This window comes from Pseudomonas sp. LY-1, from assembly GCF_053502595.1.
The window spans coordinates 6,109,260-6,125,375 of sequence record NZ_CP094353.1 but is presented as its reverse complement, the minus strand read 5'-3'; the positions used below and the strand labels follow the sequence as shown (position 1 = coordinate 6,125,375).

At 61.7% G+C, this 16,116-nt stretch carries 18 protein-coding genes; 13 read left to right on the top strand and 5 right to left on the bottom strand.

What is annotated here, in order from left to right:
- The first annotated feature begins 29 nt into the window (after nt 1–29).
- The 5 genes from MOQ67_RS28140 to MOQ67_RS28120 all read left to right on the top strand — a co-directional run bounded on the left by MOQ67_RS28140 (nt 30) and on the right by MOQ67_RS28120 (nt 5,702).
- Nucleotides 30–1,955, top strand: coding sequence for a sigma-54-dependent Fis family transcriptional regulator (locus MOQ67_RS28140; protein WP_126588957.1), 1,926 nt, complete (start codon nt 30–32; stop codon nt 1,953–1,955).
- A 211-nt stretch (nt 1,956–2,166) separates the two neighbouring features.
- The gene (locus MOQ67_RS28135) at nt 2,167–3,240 is read left to right on the top strand and encodes a hypothetical protein (protein ID WP_126588956.1); all 1,074 of its coding nucleotides are present in this window, start codon (nt 2,167–2,169) and stop codon (nt 3,238–3,240) included.
- 209 nt (nt 3,241–3,449) lie between these two features.
- Nucleotides 3,450–4,799, top strand: coding sequence for a UDP-N-acetylmuramate:L-alanyl-gamma-D-glutamyl-meso-diaminopimelate ligase (mpl, locus tag MOQ67_RS28130; protein WP_017848358.1), 1,350 nt, complete (start codon nt 3,450–3,452; stop codon nt 4,797–4,799).
- Nucleotides 4,796–5,425, top strand: coding sequence for a flavin prenyltransferase UbiX (gene ubiX, locus MOQ67_RS28125; RefSeq protein ID WP_010206807.1), 630 nt, complete (start codon nt 4,796–4,798; stop codon nt 5,423–5,425). Before mpl ends, ubiX begins: the two co-directional genes overlap by 4 nt.
- On the top strand, nt 5,418–5,702 hold the full coding sequence (locus MOQ67_RS28120; protein WP_017848357.1) for a YceK/YidQ family lipoprotein: 285 nt from the start codon (nt 5,418–5,420) through the stop codon (nt 5,700–5,702). Before ubiX ends, MOQ67_RS28120 begins: the two co-directional genes overlap by 8 nt.
- A gap of 58 nt (nt 5,703–5,760) precedes the next feature.
- Here the strand turns inward: MOQ67_RS28120 and MOQ67_RS28115 are convergent, their stop codons facing one another.
- The 3 genes from MOQ67_RS28115 to MOQ67_RS28105 all read right to left on the bottom strand — a co-directional run bounded on the left by MOQ67_RS28115 (nt 5,761) and on the right by MOQ67_RS28105 (nt 8,802).
- Entirely contained in the window at nt 5,761–6,402 is a 642-nt protein-coding gene (locus tag MOQ67_RS28115) for an oxidoreductase (RefSeq protein WP_046381921.1), read from the bottom strand.
- A 30-nt stretch (nt 6,403–6,432) separates the two neighbouring features.
- A complete protein-coding gene (locus MOQ67_RS28110) occupies nt 6,433–8,151 on the bottom strand; it encodes a C13 family peptidase (RefSeq protein ID WP_126586255.1) in 1,719 nt (572 codons plus the stop codon).
- Between the two features lie 195 nt (nt 8,152–8,346).
- Entirely contained in the window at nt 8,347–8,802 is a 456-nt protein-coding gene (locus tag MOQ67_RS28105) for a MaoC family dehydratase (protein WP_017848354.1), read from the bottom strand.
- Nucleotides 8,803–8,961: 159 nt separating this feature from the next.
- Here MOQ67_RS28105 and MOQ67_RS28100 point away from each other — a divergent pair, with 159 nt between their 5' ends.
- From MOQ67_RS28100 to MOQ67_RS28085, 4 genes are all read left to right on the top strand, one after another.
- On the top strand, nt 8,962–9,324 hold the full coding sequence (locus MOQ67_RS28100; protein WP_017848353.1) for a CidA/LrgA family protein: 363 nt from the start codon (nt 8,962–8,964) through the stop codon (nt 9,322–9,324).
- Entirely contained in the window at nt 9,321–10,037 is a 717-nt protein-coding gene (locus MOQ67_RS28095) for an LrgB family protein (protein ID WP_017848352.1), read from the top strand. Before MOQ67_RS28100 ends, MOQ67_RS28095 begins: the two co-directional genes overlap by 4 nt.
- 21 nt (nt 10,038–10,058) lie before the next feature.
- Nucleotides 10,059–10,649, top strand: coding sequence for an LON peptidase substrate-binding domain-containing protein (locus MOQ67_RS28090; protein ID WP_017848351.1), 591 nt, complete (start codon nt 10,059–10,061; stop codon nt 10,647–10,649).
- A gap of 102 nt (nt 10,650–10,751) precedes the next feature.
- Entirely contained in the window at nt 10,752–10,967 is a 216-nt protein-coding gene (locus tag MOQ67_RS28085) for a hypothetical protein (protein ID WP_026140195.1), read from the top strand.
- Here MOQ67_RS28085 and MOQ67_RS28080 read toward each other — a convergent pair.
- Both MOQ67_RS28080 and MOQ67_RS28075 read right to left on the bottom strand, forming a co-directional pair.
- Nucleotides 10,961–12,271 carry a bifunctional DedA family/phosphatase PAP2 family protein gene (locus MOQ67_RS28080; RefSeq protein ID WP_448675730.1) on the bottom strand — a complete coding sequence of 437 codons (1,311 nt, stop codon included), beginning with the start codon at nt 12,269–12,271 and terminating at the stop codon, nt 10,961–10,963. The two genes, MOQ67_RS28085 and MOQ67_RS28080, sit on opposite strands and share 7 nt — an antisense overlap.
- Nucleotides 12,272–12,296: 25 nt before the next feature.
- Nucleotides 12,297–12,980, bottom strand: a complete 684-nt coding sequence (locus MOQ67_RS28075) for a DNA-3-methyladenine glycosylase (protein ID WP_126588954.1) — start codon at nt 12,978–12,980, stop codon at nt 12,297–12,299.
- 174 nt (nt 12,981–13,154) lie between these two features.
- Here MOQ67_RS28075 and MOQ67_RS28070 point away from each other — a divergent pair, with 174 nt between their 5' ends.
- The 4 genes from MOQ67_RS28070 to rlmH all read left to right on the top strand — a co-directional run bounded on the left by MOQ67_RS28070 (nt 13,155) and on the right by rlmH (nt 16,105).
- Nucleotides 13,155–14,420 carry a glutamate-5-semialdehyde dehydrogenase gene (locus MOQ67_RS28070; protein WP_126588953.1) on the top strand — a complete coding sequence of 422 codons (1,266 nt, stop codon included), beginning with the start codon at nt 13,155–13,157 and terminating at the stop codon, nt 14,418–14,420.
- Entirely contained in the window at nt 14,420–15,064 is a 645-nt protein-coding gene (gene nadD, locus MOQ67_RS28065) for a nicotinate-nucleotide adenylyltransferase (RefSeq protein WP_017848346.1), read from the top strand. The genes MOQ67_RS28070 and nadD overlap by 1 nt, the downstream gene beginning before the upstream one ends.
- Before the next feature lie 69 nt (nt 15,065–15,133).
- Nucleotides 15,134–15,628: a ribosome silencing factor gene (rsfS, locus tag MOQ67_RS28060; protein WP_003176298.1), complete on the top strand. Its 495-nt coding sequence runs from the start codon at nt 15,134–15,136 to the stop codon at nt 15,626–15,628.
- Between the two features lie 9 nt (nt 15,629–15,637).
- Nucleotides 15,638–16,105 carry a 23S rRNA (pseudouridine(1915)-N(3))-methyltransferase RlmH gene (gene rlmH, locus MOQ67_RS28055; protein WP_003176297.1) on the top strand — a complete coding sequence of 156 codons (468 nt, stop codon included), beginning with the start codon at nt 15,638–15,640 and terminating at the stop codon, nt 16,103–16,105.
- The last annotated feature ends 11 nt before the right edge of the window (nt 16,106–16,116 follow it).

The following is a 16,116-nucleotide window of genomic DNA, read 5'->3' as shown; positions in this document are numbered from 1 at the left end:
CGTTCTCACGCAGGGAGAATAATAAGAACATGCATCACGATCATTTCAGTCGCCATGCCCAGCAAGTCTTGACCGTGACCCGTGGGCAAGACCTTTCCCAGGGCCCCGGCAGCGACCCGTCCATCGCCCGCTCCTGGCTGCGTTGCCTGGAGGACTATCACCTCGACCCTGCGCTGAGCATCGCCCCCACCGTGCTCGAACATGGCCGTCTGCTGGAAAGCCGCGAGCGCCTGCAGCAGGTGCTGCACATCGCTGGCGGCGAGATGAACAGCCTGCATCAGCAACTTTCGGGCGCCGGTCACGCCGTGCTGCTCACCGACGCGCGCGGGGTGATCCTCAACTGCGTCACCGCGCCGTCCGAGCGCAAGATTTTCGAGCGCGCCGGGTTGTGGCTCGGCGCCGACTGGAGCGAGGCCTGCGAAGGCACCAATGGCATCGGCACCTGCCTGGTGGAGCGCCAGTCGTTGACCATTCACCGCGATGAGCATTTTCGCGGGCGCCACACCGGGCTGACCTGTTCGGCGAGCCCGGTGTTCGATCCCCATGGTGAGTTGCTGGCGGTGCTGGACGTGTCGTCGGCGCGAGAAGCGGTGTCGCGTCAGAGCCAGTTCCACACCATGGCGCTGGTCAACCTGTCGGCGAAGATGATCGAGAGTTGTTACTTCCTGCGTCACTTTGAACACCACTGGCTGCTGCGTTTTCACTTGCAGGCGGAGTCCGTGGGCTTGTTCAGTGAAGGGCTGCTGGCGTTCGACGGTGAAGGGCGCATTTGCGCAGTCAACCAAAGTGCCCTGAACCTGTTGGGGCAGATGCGTGGTGGCTTGCTGGGGCAGCCTGTGGAAGTGCTTTTCGAATGCACCCTGGATCAACTGCTGGGCCGCGCCAGCGCCAATGCCACAGCGAGTTGGCCGCTGCGGACGCGGGACGGTCGACATCTGTTTGCCGCGTTGCGCGGCCAGCCGCGCAGTGTGCCGGTGCCCGTACCGTCGCAGCCGGTGGTTGCCGCCAAGCCCGAGCGTCTGCTCGGTATCTGCCTGGGCGATTCCGCGTTGCAAAGCGATTTTCGCAAGGCGTTGCGCGTGTTCGAACGTGATGTGCCGCTGCTGGTCAACGGTGAAACCGGTTCCGGCAAAGAGGCCTTCGCCAAGGCCGTACACCAGGCCAGCCAGCGTGCGGACAAGGCTTTCGTTGCGCTCAACTGCGCCGCCATCCCGGAAAGCCTGATCGAAAGCGAACTGTTCGGCTATCGCGGCGGCAGTTTCACCGGTGCCCGCAAGGAAGGCATGCGCGGCAAGCTGCAACAGGCAGATGGGGGCACGTTGTTCCTGGATGAAATCGGCGACATGCCCCTGGCTTTGCAAACCCGGCTCTTGAGGGTGCTGGAGGATCGCCTAGTGGTGCCCATCGGCGGCGAGCCCCAGGCGGTAAACGTGAGAGTCATCAGCGCCACCCACCGTGATTTGTTGCAACGTGTGCAGGCCGGCAGCTTTCGTGAAGATTTGTACTACCGACTCAATGGCCTCGAAATCGGCTTGCCGCCGTTGCGCGAGCGCAGTGATAAGCCGCAATTGCTGGATTTTCTGCTGGCCCAGGAAGCCGGGGAGCAGACGATAACGCTCGATGCCGGCGCGCGTCAGGCATTGCTGGCGTTCGCCTGGCCGGGCAATGTGCGGCAGTTGCGCACGGTGTTGCGCACCCTGGTTGCACTGTGTGACGGCGCGTTGATCGGTGTCGATGATTTGCCGCCGATGATCCGCCCGGCGTCCTTGGCTATGCCTGCTGCGGATGTCCCCCCGCTGTCGCTGCTTGAGGATGCCGAGCGCCTGGCATTGTTGAAGGTCCTGACGCAGCAGCGCTGGCATATGACCCTTGTGGCTGAACGGTTGGGGGTGAGCCGCAACACGTTATATCGAAAGTTACGCAAACATGGCATTGAACTGCGTTCGGCGTTGTAATTCGTAAGTTGTTGTCGAGTGTGTGGGAGCGGTTTTTAATTGTTGGTTGTAGGGGGATTTACTGTTTTTGCTTTTGTGGGTTAATTGTTGAGAAAGTGTGTCCTGGCTGGCGCGGAAGTAAATGCATGTAATGTTGTTTCGGTGGAACTGAGATAGATATTTTTGTCACCCAGTGAATGCAAGTTTTTATTGACTGACTAAGGTGATGATTATGAATGTTACAGGTGTTCCAACTTACACTACAGTGCCGTCCAGTGACGTTTCAGCTGATGTTACTCAAACTGCCAATAATACTGGATCGACCGGTAACCCGCGCAACGCCGCTTCGGCTACTTGGAAAAATGATCGCTCCGAGCTTACTTATGATGCCGAACGTTTGAACTCGGACACGCAGGTTCGTAGCAAAAGGGGAATTGATTTCGGACGTTTTTTCCGCAGGCCGACGCATAGCACTTCCCGCGTGCCGTCTGGGACGCCCGGTAAATATACTCCGGTTAAGGGATCGTCTTTCTCAAACCCACCTTCCGCTCCCGCACCTAATAAGCCCTTTCGAGATCTGATTAGTAACAACCGGTTCGGGAGCACTACCCTTCCTTCCAGGTCTCACCCCGTTCCCAAGACGTTTGGCGAGGTGGCGCAAAACCTCGTCACTGCCGATCGCCTGGTCAAGGCAGGCGTGTTCAAGACCGGGCCAGATCTGAAAACCGTGACACGGGACGCTTTCGTGAATGCCGCAGTCAACGGCTTGGTCAGTACGCCATTGAGTATTGGTACTTACGCAGGCTCCGTATGGAGTGGCGAGCAGATCAAGGGGGCGTTCAGCGCCAATACCCCCTTACTTCCTCCCGCGCACCAGCCCGCGCCGAGTCAACAGAACGGTGTGGCGGGATCGGCGCCGAGTCCTTCATCGCCGCAAGACCTGGCGTTGCACTTGGACAATGCAGAATTAAAACTGCTCTTGGTCAGTAATACGATCCAGGCCTATACCGAAGGGAGCGAGGGTCAAGCCTTGGATAAAAGCCCCGATTGGCCAACCGAGACAACTGCCCGACTTGATATGTTGGAAAAGCAATACAACACCGTCGAGTCGAACTTGGAATTAATCTCTAAGGAAAATGATTTTATATTCAGGCCCTTTAAAAGTGATACCGCCGCCACCGAGAAAGACCCTGTGCGCCGCCTTGAAACATTGGATCGACGCAATCAGGCTGTTTTAAACCAGATCTCCCGTATCAATACGGTGTTGGAGCCGAAGGGGCCGCTATCCTCGATGCAGTTTGTCTGATGCGGGTTATGCAGGGGAGGCCGTTAATTGACACCCCATAGTGACCCCTCGTATACGCTGAGTCCGGTGCAGTCACGGCGGGTGACGGCACCGGGCTCAACGACCGCACTGCCGGCCGAATTCAGACGATTGAGCTGGCGTGTACCGCTAAAAGAGTGCGATTTCCCCCTCCCTGCGCTAACCTGCCTCGATGTTTTACGAGGTCGACCATGCACATTCATATTCTCGGTATTTGCGGTACTTTCATGGGCTCGATGGCGGTTCTGGCCAAGGAGTTGGGCCACCATGTGACGGGTTCCGATGCCAACGTCTATCCGCCCATGAGTACGCAACTGCAAGCCCAGGGCATCGAGTTGACCCAGGGCTATGATCCATCCCAATTTGATCCGGTCCCCGACCTGGTGGTGATCGGCAACGCCATGTCTCGGGGCAACCCTGCGGTCGAGTACGTACTGAACAAAGGTTTGCCGTATGTGTCCGGCCCCCAATGGCTGGCCGACCATGTGCTGCAAGGGCGCTGGGTGCTGGCGGTCGCTGGTACGCACGGCAAGACCACCACCAGCAGCATGCTGGCCTGGGTGCTGGAGCACGCAGGCATGAGCCCGGGTTTCCTGATCGGCGGCGTACCGCAGAACTTCTCGGTGTCGGCGCGCCTGGGCGATACGCCGTTCTTCGTGATCGAAGCCGATGAATACGACAGCGCGTTCTTCGACAAACGCTCCAAGTTTGTCCACTACCGCCCGCGCACGGCGATCCTGAATAACCTGGAGTTCGATCACGCGGATATCTTCCCCGATCTGGCGGCCATCGAGCGGCAGTTCCACCATTTGGTACGCACCATCCCGAGTGAGGGCCTGGTGATCCACCCGACCACCGAGCCGGCCTTGCAGCGCGTCATCGACATGGGCTGCTGGACGCCGGTGCAAACCACCGGCGCGGGCGGGCAGTGGCAGGTCAGGTTGCTCAGTGAAGACGGTTCGACATTTGAAGTGCTGTTCGAAGGCGAGGCCCAGGGTGTGGTCGACTGGGACATGACCGGCCAGCACAACGTTGCCAACGCCCTGGTCACCTTGGCGGCGGCACGGCATGTTGGCGTGGTGCCTTCCATGGGCATCGCGGCCTTGAGTGCGTTCAAAAGTGTGAAACGGCGCATGGAAAAGGTTGCCGATGTGAATGGGATTACCATCTACGACGACTTTGCCCACCACCCAACGGCGATTGCCACAACCCTTGATGGCCTGCGCAAGCGGGTCGGTGATGCGCCGATCATTGCGATTATCGAACCGCGCTCCAACTCCATGAAGCTCGGCGCGCACCGCGATGGTTTGCCGGAGAGCGTCAATGATGCGGACCAAGTGGTCTGGTACGCACCGGCCAACCTCGGCTGGGACCTGCCCGCCATTGCGGCGCTGTGTCACGTGCCGTCGACGGTCTGCGATTCGATCGAAGGCATCATTGAACACGTCAAGCAACAGGCCACGCCCGGCACCCACGTGGTGGTCATGAGCAACGGCGGCTTCGGCGGCCTGCACGGCAAACTGGCCGAGGCCCTGAAATGAGCGGGCCCGAGCGCGTGACACTGGCGATGACCGGCGCATCCGGCGCGCCCTATGGCTTGCGCCTGCTCGACTGCCTGGTGCGCGAGGAGCGTGAAGTTCATTTCCTGATCTCCAAGGCCGCGCAACTGGTGATGGCCACCGAGACCGATGTCGCGCTGCCGCCCAAGGTGCAGATGATGCAGGCGTTCCTCACCGAGTACACCGGTGCGGCGGCGGGGCAGATCAAGGTCTACGGTAAAGAGGATTGGATGTCGCCGGTGGCCTCCGGCTCCGGCGCGCCGGCGGCGATGGTGGTGGTGCCGTGTTCCACCGGTACGTTGTCGGCGATTGCCACGGGCGCCTGCAACAATTTGATCGAACGGGCCGCCGATGTGACGTTGAAAGAGCGGCGCCAGCTGATTTTGGTGCCGCGTGAGGCGCCGTATTCGAGCATTCACCTGGAGCACATGCTCAAGTTGTCGAACATGGGCGTGACCATCTTGCCGGCGTCGCCCGGTTTCTATCACCAGCCGCAGACCATCGATGACCTGGTGGATTTTGTGGTGGCGCGGATTCTCAACCTGCTGAACATTCCCCAGGACATGCTCCCGCGTTGGGGTGAGCACCATTTGAGCAGCGATGAATAAGGCGTTGTTGGTGTTACTGGCGTTGCAACTGGCGGGCTGCGCCACCGCGCGAACGCTGGATGCGGCGAAGCCCGGCGCGCCGGTGGTGTACGCCGGCACGCGGCTGGACCTGTATGCGATGAACGGCGGCTGTTGCGCGATGGACCGTTTTGGTGCCGAGGCGCCGAGCTATCCCGGCGTCGACCTGCCAGCCAGCGCGTTGCTCGATACCCTGCTGTTGCCGCTGTCGGTGTTGACGGTGTTGGGGGTAGGGTTCAACGCCACGGGAGGGCTGTGACTCCGCGCTCAGGCCCCATCTGAACCCACATGTTGAGCTGGCAGCTCGGTTGGCGGGTTTATTTACCCAGCTTGCGCAACTCATCCGATTCGACCACACGCACACCATCTTGCTCTTCCAGCGCCAGGCGCCACATGGCGCGTGCCAGTTCGCACACTTCGATGCCGTGGTACTTGCCTGGAATCAGCCGTGACAACGGCCCGGCCAATTGCTCGGCCAGGCGCGGTTCGAGGCGCTCCCCCAGCAACAGCGAAGGCCGCACGATGGTCAGTTGCGGCCAACCCTGGGCTTTCAAGGCGTCTTCCATTTGCCCTTTGATTCGGTTGTAGAAGATCGAGGATTTCGGGTCGGCGCCAATCGCGCTGATGACGATCAGGTGCCGCGCGCCCATTTCCCGCGCGCGCTTGGCAAAGGCCACGACCAGGTCCAGGTCGATCGCGCGAAAGGCTTCCTCGGAGCCGGCTTGCTTGATCGTGGTGCCCAGGCAGCAGAAGGCGATATCGACCTGGCCACGCAGTTGCGGCAGGACTACCGCCGGGTCGCCCACTGGGTTTTCCAGGCGTGGATGTTCGGCCAATGGCTTGCGGCTGGGCGCCAGCACACGGGTCACGGTGGGTTCGTTGAGCAGGCGATCGAGCAGGTGTTCGCCGGTCAGGCCAGAGGCTCCTGCGAGCAAGATATGCTGAGGCGTCAGGTACATGGTGTTTCCCCCTTTGTTACACGTTACAGCTTAGTTGCCTTTAGCTTCCTTGCTATTCATTGAGACGCTTTCGAGCGCCTTTCGTGCTTGCTGCTTGCGTAATAGTTGCCAATGGGCGATCACGCCTTTGGGGGCCCAGATTTGCGGTTCGGAGGCTTCGAAGTTGTCCGCCTGTTCGCGTTCGGTCACGTGCAGTTGCGCCAGCTTGAAGGCTTGCTGCAAGTCGTCGGTCTGGTTGAAGGCTTGGGCGAAAAGGGCATCGCCGAAGTAGGTGAAGTCGGCTTCCTCGGAGCAGCCAAACGACACCCGGTCGGCGCGGGAAGCGGTCATGATCAAGGTGTGCTCGTCTTTCAGCGCGGGAATGAAACCGCCGGAGTAGCACGCGGAAATCACCACGACCTTGTCGCGGTTCTTCAACGGCGTGAGTACTGCGGCGAGCTCATCGGCCGGCAGGTCGGCCAGCTCCATGCGCGGCTGGTCGAGCACCAGTTCGCTTTCGTGGGTGCCGTGGCTGGTCAGGTAGATAAACACCAGGTCCTCCGGCCCGCTGCGTTCGGCCAGGGTCTGCACCGCACGGCGCAGGCTTTCGCGGGTAGCCAGGGGGCGGTCGGCGATATGGTCGCGGTGGTTGACCAGGCGAATCTGCCCGCGCGCACCGAAGCGGCTGGCGAGCATGTTGCTGACGTAATCGGCTTCGCGCAGGAACACGCTCTGTTTGCCGTCGCCAGCGAGTACCAGGGTGTACAGTTCCACGGCGGGGGTCGAAGGAGGCACGGCGGCGAGGGCAGCATCGAGCAGGCGGCCCTGGGCCAGCACGCCGATTTCCAACGGGTCAGGCAACAGCTTGCCGTCGGCGTCGCGCACGCGCATGCCGTTGACCCAGGTGCCGGCCTGCACGGTGCCGTCGGCGAGCACCAGGGTGCCGTGGCCCTGGTAGTTGTCGCTGTCGAAACCGCCGATATAGAAGCTGCCGTCGGTGAGGTTCAGGCGGCCTTCGCCGCTGAAGCGCCAATCGCTGAACTGGCCAATGTAGTGGCTGCCATCGACGCCGATCAACTCGCCCTTGCCGCTGAGGGCGCCTTCCTTGAACTGGCCGATCCACACGTCGCCGTCGGCGTTTTCGTAGCGACCCTTGCCGTTCAATTGGTTCTGTTTGAACTGGCCGACGTAGATGTCGCCGTCAGCGCTGTTGAAGGTGCCGTTGCCTTCCAGCTGGCCATCGACGAAGTGGCCGCTGAACTGGTTGCCGCTGTCGTCGTTGCGCTGGCCTTCGCCGTTGGGCTTGCCGTGGGCGAACTGGCCCTGGTATTGGCTGCCGTCAGCCAGTTCCAGGCGCCCGAGGCCGGAATACTGGTCGTCCTTGAATTCGCCGCGATAGGTCATTTGCCCCTCTTTGAGGGTGCCTTCGCCGTTGCGTCGGCCTTGCTTGAAGCCGCCGACGTAGTGGCTGCCCGCAGTGGTCAGGCTGCCCTGGCCGTCAAACAGGCCTTGCTGGAACTGGCCTTTATAGACTTCGCCGTTGCTGCCATGCCATTCGCCCTGGCCGTGCCACTGGCCTTTGTCGAACTGGCCGGCGTACCAACTGCCGTTGGGGTAATCCACGCGGCCCTGGCCTTGCAGCAAGCCATTGACCACATCACCCCGGTAACGGCCGCCGTCGGGCAGGCGCGCATCGGGCGGCAACAGCGATTCGCCGTCTCCGCAAGCGGTGAGCAACAGGACAAGGGCAAGGGGAGCGAGTGGGCGCATAGCGGGATCCGGATAATTAAGCGCCGAGTATGCCGCAGCGAAGGAGCCATACCTAGTGGTCTGTTGGGGAATGATGACCTGTAGGAGCCGGCTTGCCGGCGAAGGTGGTCAACGAAAACGCGGGCATTCAGGGGGAATGTGGCGTCTGGGGGCTTTTCGCTGGCAAGCCAGCTCCTACAGGGAGGAAGGAGGCGGTTACACGAAGCAGAGCGACAGCGACTCGGCAATGTAAGCGGGTTTCTCCTGGCCTTCGATTTCCAGGGTGGCGGTGGCCTTGAACAGCCATTGGCCGGGTTTTTTCTCGGTGACGTCGGTGAGGGTCACGTTCAGGCGGACCTTGGAATTGACCTTCACCGGCTGGATAAAGCGCACGCTGTCCAAGCCGTAGTTGACCGCCATTTTCAGGCCTTCGGGCATGATCAGGATGTCTTCCATCAACTTGGGCATCAGCGACAGCGACAGGAAACCGTGGGCGATGGTGCTGCCGAACGGGGTTTGCGCGGCCTTGACCGGGTCGACGTGGATGAACTGATGGTCGCCAGTGGCTTCTGCGAACAGGTTGATGCGGGCCTGGTCGATGGTGAGCCAGTCGGAACGTCCCAGTTCCTTGCCGACATAATCTTTGAGCTGCGCTACGGGTACATAGGGCATTGCGTCTCTCCTTGGTTCATCGGTTTTTATTGATGTGCGAGAACCATGTTAGATCATCATGGGCAACCAGCCCGGTCAACCCACCATGCATATGACGAATGCCGGAGCATAGCGCGGGCATGCTTATAATGCGGGTCGGTCTTGAGGGGGGAAGGACGGATGCTATTACGCGGTCTGACATGGCTGGTGCTGTTTCAATTGATCGGCACGGCGATCAACCATTTGCTGCTGCCGGTGTTGCCGGGGCCGATCATCGGTCTGCTGCTGATGCTGGGTTACCTGGTGTGGCGCGGCGAAGTCGGCGAGCCGCTGAGCCTGGCGGCCAGCAGCCTGCTGCGTTACTTGCCCTTGCTGCTGGTGCCGCCGGCGGTCGGGGTGATGGTGTATGCCAAGGACATCGCCGCAGACTTTTGGGCCATCGTCGGTGCCTTGGTGTTGTCGCTGGTGATCGCCATGGGGTTCGTCGGCGTGCTGATGCAAAAACTGGTCAAGCGCCAGGCGCAGCAGGAGGAGCAATCATGACCTTCGACTGGCAAGGCGCATGGGCGGCGGTGATTCATCATCCGCTGTTCGGCATCGGCATCACCCTCGGCGCCTATCAACTGGTGCTCGCGGGCTTCGAGAAAACCCGCTGGATCTTCCTGCAGCCGGTGCTGGTGTCCATGCTGCTGGTGATCGGCGTGCTGCTCACCTGTGGCCTGAGCTACGCCGAGTACCGCAAGAGCACCGAGATCATGAGCATCCTGCTGGGCCCGGCGACCGTGGCCCTGGCGGTGCCGCTCTATTTGAACCTGCGCCGGATTCGTCAATTGTTCTGGCCGATTTTTACTACGCTGGTGATAGGTGGTGTGTTGGCCACCGGCCTGTGTGTGTTGCTGGGCTGGTGGTTCGGTGCCGAACACAGGATGTTGATGACCATGGCACCCAAGTCGGTGACCTCGCCGATTGCCATGCTGGTGGCCGAGCAGATCGGCGGCGTGGCCGCGTTGGCCGCGGTGTTCGTGCTGATCACCGGCGTGATCGGGGCGATGATCGGCCCGGCGTACTTGTCGCGCCTGGGCGTCCACAGCCCCGAGGCGCGCGGTATGGCGCTGGGCATGACCGCTCACGCCGTCGGCACGTCGGTGGCCCTGCAGGAAAGCGAAGAGTGCGGCGCCTTTGCGGCGCTGGCCATGAGTCTGATGGGCGTGGCGACGGCGGTGTTCCTGCCGCTGGCCGTGTCGGTGATTGTTTGAACCAGGGTTAAGGAAACCTTTATGAGTCTGGCGCTGTTCCCGCTCAACACCGTGCTGTTCCCTGGCTGCACCCTCGACCTGCAATTGTTCGAGGCGCGCTACCTGGACATGATCAGCCGCTGCATGAAAAAGGGCGAAAGTTTCGGCGTGGTGTGCATCTTCGACGGCAAAGAGGTGGGCGCGGCCCCGGATGGCTACGCGCTGATCGGCTGTGAAGCGCTGATTCGCGACTTCAAACAGCAGGATAACGGCCTGCTGGGCATTCGCGTCGAGGGCGGGCGGCGCTTCCGTGTCCGCGATGCCGAGGTGCAGAAGGACCAGTTGCTGGTGGCCGAGGTGCAATGGCTGGAAGAGCGGCCGGACCACGCGCTGGAAGAGGCGGACGCCGACCTGCAGGCCTTGCTCCAGGCCCTGGCCGAACACCCGATGGTGGCCTCGCTGGACATGGGCGCCGATGCCGACGGCCAGCAGGCCCTGGGCAATCAATTGGCGTATTTGCTGCCGTTCACCGAGGCCGACAAGATCGACCTGCTGCAACTCGACGATCCGCAACAACGGCTGGATGCGATCCAGAGGCTGCTGGATGAACTGCAAGGTGAGCTGTTCACCTGATTTTCAGAATTGTCTGGTGCTGCTTTCAGACGTTTCTGCGTTGCTCCCATCGCACGGGCTGAAATAGTTTCCGATCACACAACCACTGATCAGGGGATGAACATGATTCGGCTAGCGCAATCGGAGCAGGCGGCCTGGGACGCTTTTTTTGTCAGCATTACCTCACAACTGCTCGCGCAGGATGCACAGCGCGGCCCGGAATACATCGCCGAGCGTGCCGCAGAAATTGCCGATGAAATGCTGCTGGAGCGGCGCGAACGTTGCGTTGAGCGCCGAACCGCGCCAATCGATTGGATCGGCCCGGCCAAGGGTCAGTAGGCATACTTGAACAGGGCCTGCGAGGTGTCGCTGAAGGCGATGAAACCGAGCACCGCCACCAGGGCAGGCAATACCAGCCACCAGGCTTTCTGCGACATCGGCGGCAGCGGGCTGCGGTATTGGATTGCGCCCAGGCTCAATGTACACACGCTCATCGCCAGCAACATTCCGGCGAGGATGTCGGTGGGCCAGTGGACGCCCAAGTAAACCCGCGACAACGCGATGAATGCCGCGGGGATGCAGCCCAGCAGCAGCCAGGTCAGGCGCAGGCGCGTGGGCTGCCCGCGCCCGGCCAATACGGCTAACGCCAGGAAAAACGCGAATGCGCCGGAGGAGTGGCCGCTGGGCATGCTGAAGCTGCTCAGTGGGTCGGTGAGGATTTCCGGGCGACCGCGGGCGAAGAACAGCTTGGTGGCGGTATTGATCACTGCGGCCATGCCCAGCGTGATGCCGACAAACAGCGCGTGGCGCCATTGGCGTGCGAGTAACAACAGGCCGGTGAACAGGGCGCTGGCGACAAACATATTCTTGAACTCGCCCAGTTGGGTGAGCCTCACCATGGTCTCGTCCAGCCAGGCGCTGCGATGCTCCTGCACCAGGGCGCTCAGCCCCTGGTCGAAGTCGTTGAGGTGCGGGTAGCCGATAAACAGGGCGATCAACAGGGTCAGGCTGGCGCAACCTATCCATCCTGTGGCGCGGCGATGGCCGCGCAGGCTGCTGTTCAAGCTCAGCCCCAGCAACACCGCCAGGCATGCCGCGACAATTCCCGCCTCGGGCCACGCCGGCAATGGCAGGCGGAAAGCCGCGCCTGTCGCCCAGCCCGGCAGCAGGTACGCGACTGTCCAACCGGCCGCCGCGAGAATGCTGACCAGGGCAAAGCGTGGGAACGGCATGTCGCACATGCCGGCCACCATCGGCAGCATGGGGCGCAACGGGCCGATGAAACGTCCGACCAGCAGGCTGGCGATGCCGTACTTGTGGAAGTAGGTCTCGGCGCCGTTCATCCATTCAGGGTGATGCCGCAGGCCGGGCAGGCGCCGGATGTTCTGGTGGAAATGGCGTCCCAGGAAGTAGGACACCCCATCGCCCACCAGGCCGCCGAGAAAACCCAGCAGCAGGGTTTCACTCAACGACAGCGCACCGTTGCCGGCCAGCACGGCAATGGCGAACAGCAGCACGGTGCCGGGCACGATCAAACCGGCAATGGCCAGGCATTCCACGCACGCCACGATAAACACCGCCGCCGCCAGCCATTGGGGGTTCAGGGTCAGCCAGCCGGTGATGCTATCGAGCCATTGGCCCATATTTCTTCACTCCCTCGTCACCGTTTCAAATCAAAAAATAGTCGCGGCCTTCGACCTGGCCCCGGCGCAGCGGGTTCCGCGTGCAATAAGGCGCATAGCCTGCATCGACGAAGCGGTACATCAAGTGTTCGTCCCGGCCGCCGGGAATGCCCAGGCGGGTGGTCTGGATAATGTGCATCGGCACCTGGCCGACGTCTTCTACATAGAGCCGCTCCTGGTCGAAGCGCTTGGCATCCCACATCGGCACTTTCAGGCCCAGCGCCTTGCACAATAAGGTCTGGCCGGCGCAGAGCTTCTGCGAGGCGCGCGGCCTGCCATTGGCGTCCGGGTTGTTCAGCAGCATCTGCGCCAAACTGGCCGGGCTGGAGGTCTCATCGACCCAGGGATAGGCGGATTTGATCAATACTGCATTGCCCGGGCCCTGGGCGCTGAAGTTCAGCGAATCGCCGCCACGGGCGTAGTACATATAGATATGACCGCCATCCAGAAACAAAGCCTTACGCTTTTCTGTGTAGCCCAGTGAGGCATGGCTGCCTTTTTCGGCCACGTAATACGCTTCGGTTTCAATAATCCGCGCCGAAAGCCAGAGATCGCCGACCCGATGACGGATGATTTTGCCGAGCAATTCCCGCGCAAGCAGTTGTGCATCGCGGTCGAAGAAGCGGTCGGGCAGGGCGCTGGCAGGGAGTTGGGGGGTGAAACTCGACATGGCCTTCAGGGTTAATACGGCTAAATGTGACGGAATAATAACAACTCCTACCTTAATTACGGCTGAACCCCAGGTTTTTACAGTTCATTTCGACCATCCGCCCCTCACCGCTGTCAGTCGGGCGGCGTCACAGCTATAATCTGCCGCTTTCCTCTTTGCCAAGACTCCCTGACCATGACTGAGTCCGTTCTTGACTACATGACCCGCCTGGGTCGCGCTGCCCGTCAGGCCTCGCGGTTGATCGCCCGTGCGAGCACCGCGCAGAAAAACCGTGCCTTGCTGGCCGCCGCCGATGCTCTGGATGCTTCGCGCTCCGAGTTGACCGCCGCCAACGAACTGGACCTGGCCAGCGGCCGCGCCAATGGCCTGGAACCGGCGTTGCTCGACCGCCTGGCGCTGACCCCGGCGCGTATCGACGACATGATCGAAGGCCTGCGTCAGGTGGCCAAGCTGCCTGACCCCATCGGTGAAATCCGCGATATGCGTTACCTGCCGTCCGGCATCCAGGTCGGCAAGATGCGCGTGCCCCTGGGCGTGATCGGCATCATCTATGAGTCGCGCCCGAACGTGACCATCGACGCTGCGAGCCTGTGCCTCAAGTCTGGCAACGCCACCATCCTGCGCGGCGGTTCCGAGGCGATCCACTCCAACCGTGCGATTGCCGCCTGCATCCAGCAGGGCCTGGCCGTGGCCGAATTGCCGGCCGAAGTGGTGCAAGTGGTGGAAACCACCGACCGCGCCGCCGTCGGCGCGCTGATCACCATGCCGGAATTCGTCGACGTGATCGTGCCGCGCGGTGGCAAGAGCCTGATCGAACGCGTCAGCCGTGATGCCAAGGTGCCAGTGATCAAGCACCTGGACGGCGTCTGCCACGTTTACATCGACATCGCCGCCGACATCGACAAGGCGATCCGCATCGCCGACAACGCCAAGACCCACCGTTACGCGCCGTGCAACACCATGGAAACCCTGCTGGTGCACGCCGGCATTGCCGATCGCGTGCTGCCGCCGCTGGCTGCCATCTACCGCGACAAGGGCGTTGAGCTGCGCGGTTGCGAGCGCACCCGTGCGCTGCTCGGCGTGGACGTGATCGAAGCCACCGAGCAAGACTGGTACACCGAGTACACGGCGCCGATCCTGTCGATCCGCATCGTCGACGACCTGGACCAGGCCATCGAGCACATCAACAAATACGGCTCCAAGCACACCGATGCCATTGTTACCGAGCATTTCAGCGATGCCCGGCGTTTCCTCACCGAAGTGGACTCCGCTTCGGTGATGGTCAACGCCTCGACGCGTTTTGCCGACGGCTTCGAGTATGGCCTGGGCGCGGAGATCGGTATCTCCACCGACAAGCTCCACGCACGCGGCCCGGTTGGCCTGGAAGGCCTGACCAGCGAGAAGTACGTAGTGTTCGGCGACGGGCATGTGCGCGCTTGATGGGTAAACGCATCGGGTTGCTCGGCGGCACCTTTGACCCCGTGCATATCGGCCATTTGCGCAGTGCCCTGGAAGTCGCGGATGCCCTCGCGCTGGATGAATTGCGCCTGACCCCCAATGCCCGGCCGCCGCACCGCGATACGCCGCAGGTGTCAGCGCAGCAGCGCCTGGAAATGGTGCGCCTTGCCGTAGCCGGCATACCGCCGCTGGTGGTGGACGACCGCGAGCTCAAGCGCGATAAACCGTCCTACACTGTCGACACCCTGGAACTGATGCGTGCCGAGTTGGCCGCGGACGACCAGTTGTTTCTGCTTTTGGGCTGGGACGCATTTTGCGGCCTGCCCTCTTGGCATCGCTGGGAGGAACTCCTCCAGCATTGCCACATCCTGGTTTTGCAACGCCCGGATGCCGACAGCGAACCGCCGGATGCCTTGCGCAACCTGCTGGCCGCGCGGTCGGTAAGTGACCCCTTGGCCCTGACCGGGCCGAACGGGAATATTGCATTCGTCTGGCAGACCCCGCTTGCGGTGTCCGCCACCCAGATCCGTCAACTGCTGGCCAGCGGGAAGTCGGTACGTTTCCTGGTGCCTGACGCGGTCCTGGCCTACATCGATGCGCACGGGCTTTACCGTGCGTCGAACTGAAAAGGCGCGCTTGAACGCACGAACAGTCGTGCAGCGAGCGCCCGAACATACGAGCAAAACGAGTTTTATATGACGAACAAAGACGTAAGCAAAGTTAAGCGCAAAGGCACCTTCAAAAGCGCGCCACTGCCGGTTGAAGCCCACGTTGGCCCGGAACTGGCTGGCGAAGAACTGGTGAAAGTCGCCGTGGCGGCCCTGGAAGACGTCAAGGCCCAGGACATCCAGGTGCTGGACGTGCGCGACAAGCAGAGCATCACCGACTTCATGATCATCGCCACCGGTACCTCCAACCGCCAGATCGGCGCGATGCTCGACAAAGTGCGCGAAGCCGTCAAAGCCCAGGGCGTTAAGCCGCTGGGTGAAGAAGGCAAGGGCGACAGCGACTGGGTGCTGCTGGACATGGACGACGTGATCGTTCACATGATGACCTCCAACGCCCGTCAGTTCTACGACCTGGAGCGTCTGTGGAAAGGCGCCGAACAGAGCCGTGCCGCTGATGGCAAGCACCACAGTCCGGAAGTGGGCCACGCGCACTTCGACAAGCTCAACAAAGACCAGGAATAAGGAACGGCTGTGCGCCTGCGTCTGATCGCTGTCGGTTCACGCATGCCCAAGTGGGTGGAAGAAGGCTGGCATGAATATGCCAAGCGTCTGCCCGCCGAGCTGTCGCTTGAGCTGGTGGAAATTCCGCTCAATACCCGGGGCAAGAACGCCGACGTGGCGCGCTTTATCCGTCAGGAAGGCGAAGCCATGCTGGCCAAGGTCGGTCCCAACGAGCGCATCGTCACCCTCGAAGTCCACGGCAAGCCCTGGAGCACCGAGCAATTGGCGGTGGAACTGGATCGCTGGCGCCTGGACTCGCGCACCGTCAACTTCATGGTCGGCGGCCCCGAGGGGCTGGCGCCGGAAGTCTGCGCGCGGGCGGACCAACGCTGGTCGCTGTCGGCGCTGACGTTGCCGCACCCGTTGGTAAGGATTCTGATCGGTGAACAGCTGTATCGCGCCTGGACAGTTCTGTCCGGGCACCCTTACCACAAATAGTCTGCGCCCCT

Bases quoted from the DNA above. Each gene is read 5' to 3' on its own strand.
- MOQ67_RS28135 (WP_126588956.1), top strand. From the start codon at position 2,167: ATGAATGTTACAGGTGTTCCAACTTACACTACAGTGCCGTCCAGTGAC.
- MOQ67_RS28070 (WP_126588953.1), top strand. From the start codon at position 13,155: ATGACTGAGTCCGTTCTTGACTACATGACCCGCCTGGGTCGCGCTGCC.
- MOQ67_RS28080 (WP_448675730.1), bottom strand. From the start codon at position 12,271: ATGGGCCAATGGCTCGATAGCATCACCGGCTGGCTGACCCTGAACCCC.
- rsfS (WP_003176298.1), top strand. From the start codon at position 15,134: ATGACGAACAAAGACGTAAGCAAAGTTAAGCGCAAAGGCACCTTCAAA.
- ubiX (WP_010206807.1), top strand. From the start codon at position 4,796: ATGAGCGGGCCCGAGCGCGTGACACTGGCGATGACCGGCGCATCCGGC.
- MOQ67_RS28140 (WP_126588957.1), top strand. From the start codon at position 30: ATGCATCACGATCATTTCAGTCGCCATGCCCAGCAAGTCTTGACCGTG.
- MOQ67_RS28120 (WP_017848357.1), top strand. From the start codon at position 5,418: ATGAATAAGGCGTTGTTGGTGTTACTGGCGTTGCAACTGGCGGGCTGC.
- MOQ67_RS28090 (WP_017848351.1), top strand. From the start codon at position 10,059: ATGAGTCTGGCGCTGTTCCCGCTCAACACCGTGCTGTTCCCTGGCTGC.
- MOQ67_RS28075 (WP_126588954.1), bottom strand. From the start codon at position 12,980: ATGTCGAGTTTCACCCCCCAACTCCCTGCCAGCGCCCTGCCCGACCGC.
- mpl (WP_017848358.1), top strand. From the start codon at position 3,450: ATGCACATTCATATTCTCGGTATTTGCGGTACTTTCATGGGCTCGATG.
- MOQ67_RS28095 (WP_017848352.1), top strand. From the start codon at position 9,321: ATGACCTTCGACTGGCAAGGCGCATGGGCGGCGGTGATTCATCATCCG.
- MOQ67_RS28115 (WP_046381921.1), bottom strand. From the start codon at position 6,402: ATGTACCTGACGCCTCAGCATATCTTGCTCGCAGGAGCCTCTGGCCTG.
- MOQ67_RS28100 (WP_017848353.1), top strand. From the start codon at position 8,962: ATGCTATTACGCGGTCTGACATGGCTGGTGCTGTTTCAATTGATCGGC.
- MOQ67_RS28105 (WP_017848354.1), bottom strand. From the start codon at position 8,802: ATGCCCTATGTACCCGTAGCGCAGCTCAAAGATTATGTCGGCAAGGAA.
- nadD (WP_017848346.1), top strand. From the start codon at position 14,420: ATGGGTAAACGCATCGGGTTGCTCGGCGGCACCTTTGACCCCGTGCAT.
- MOQ67_RS28085 (WP_026140195.1), top strand. From the start codon at position 10,752: ATGATTCGGCTAGCGCAATCGGAGCAGGCGGCCTGGGACGCTTTTTTT.
- MOQ67_RS28110 (WP_126586255.1), bottom strand. From the start codon at position 8,151: ATGCGCCCACTCGCTCCCCTTGCCCTTGTCCTGTTGCTCACCGCTTGC.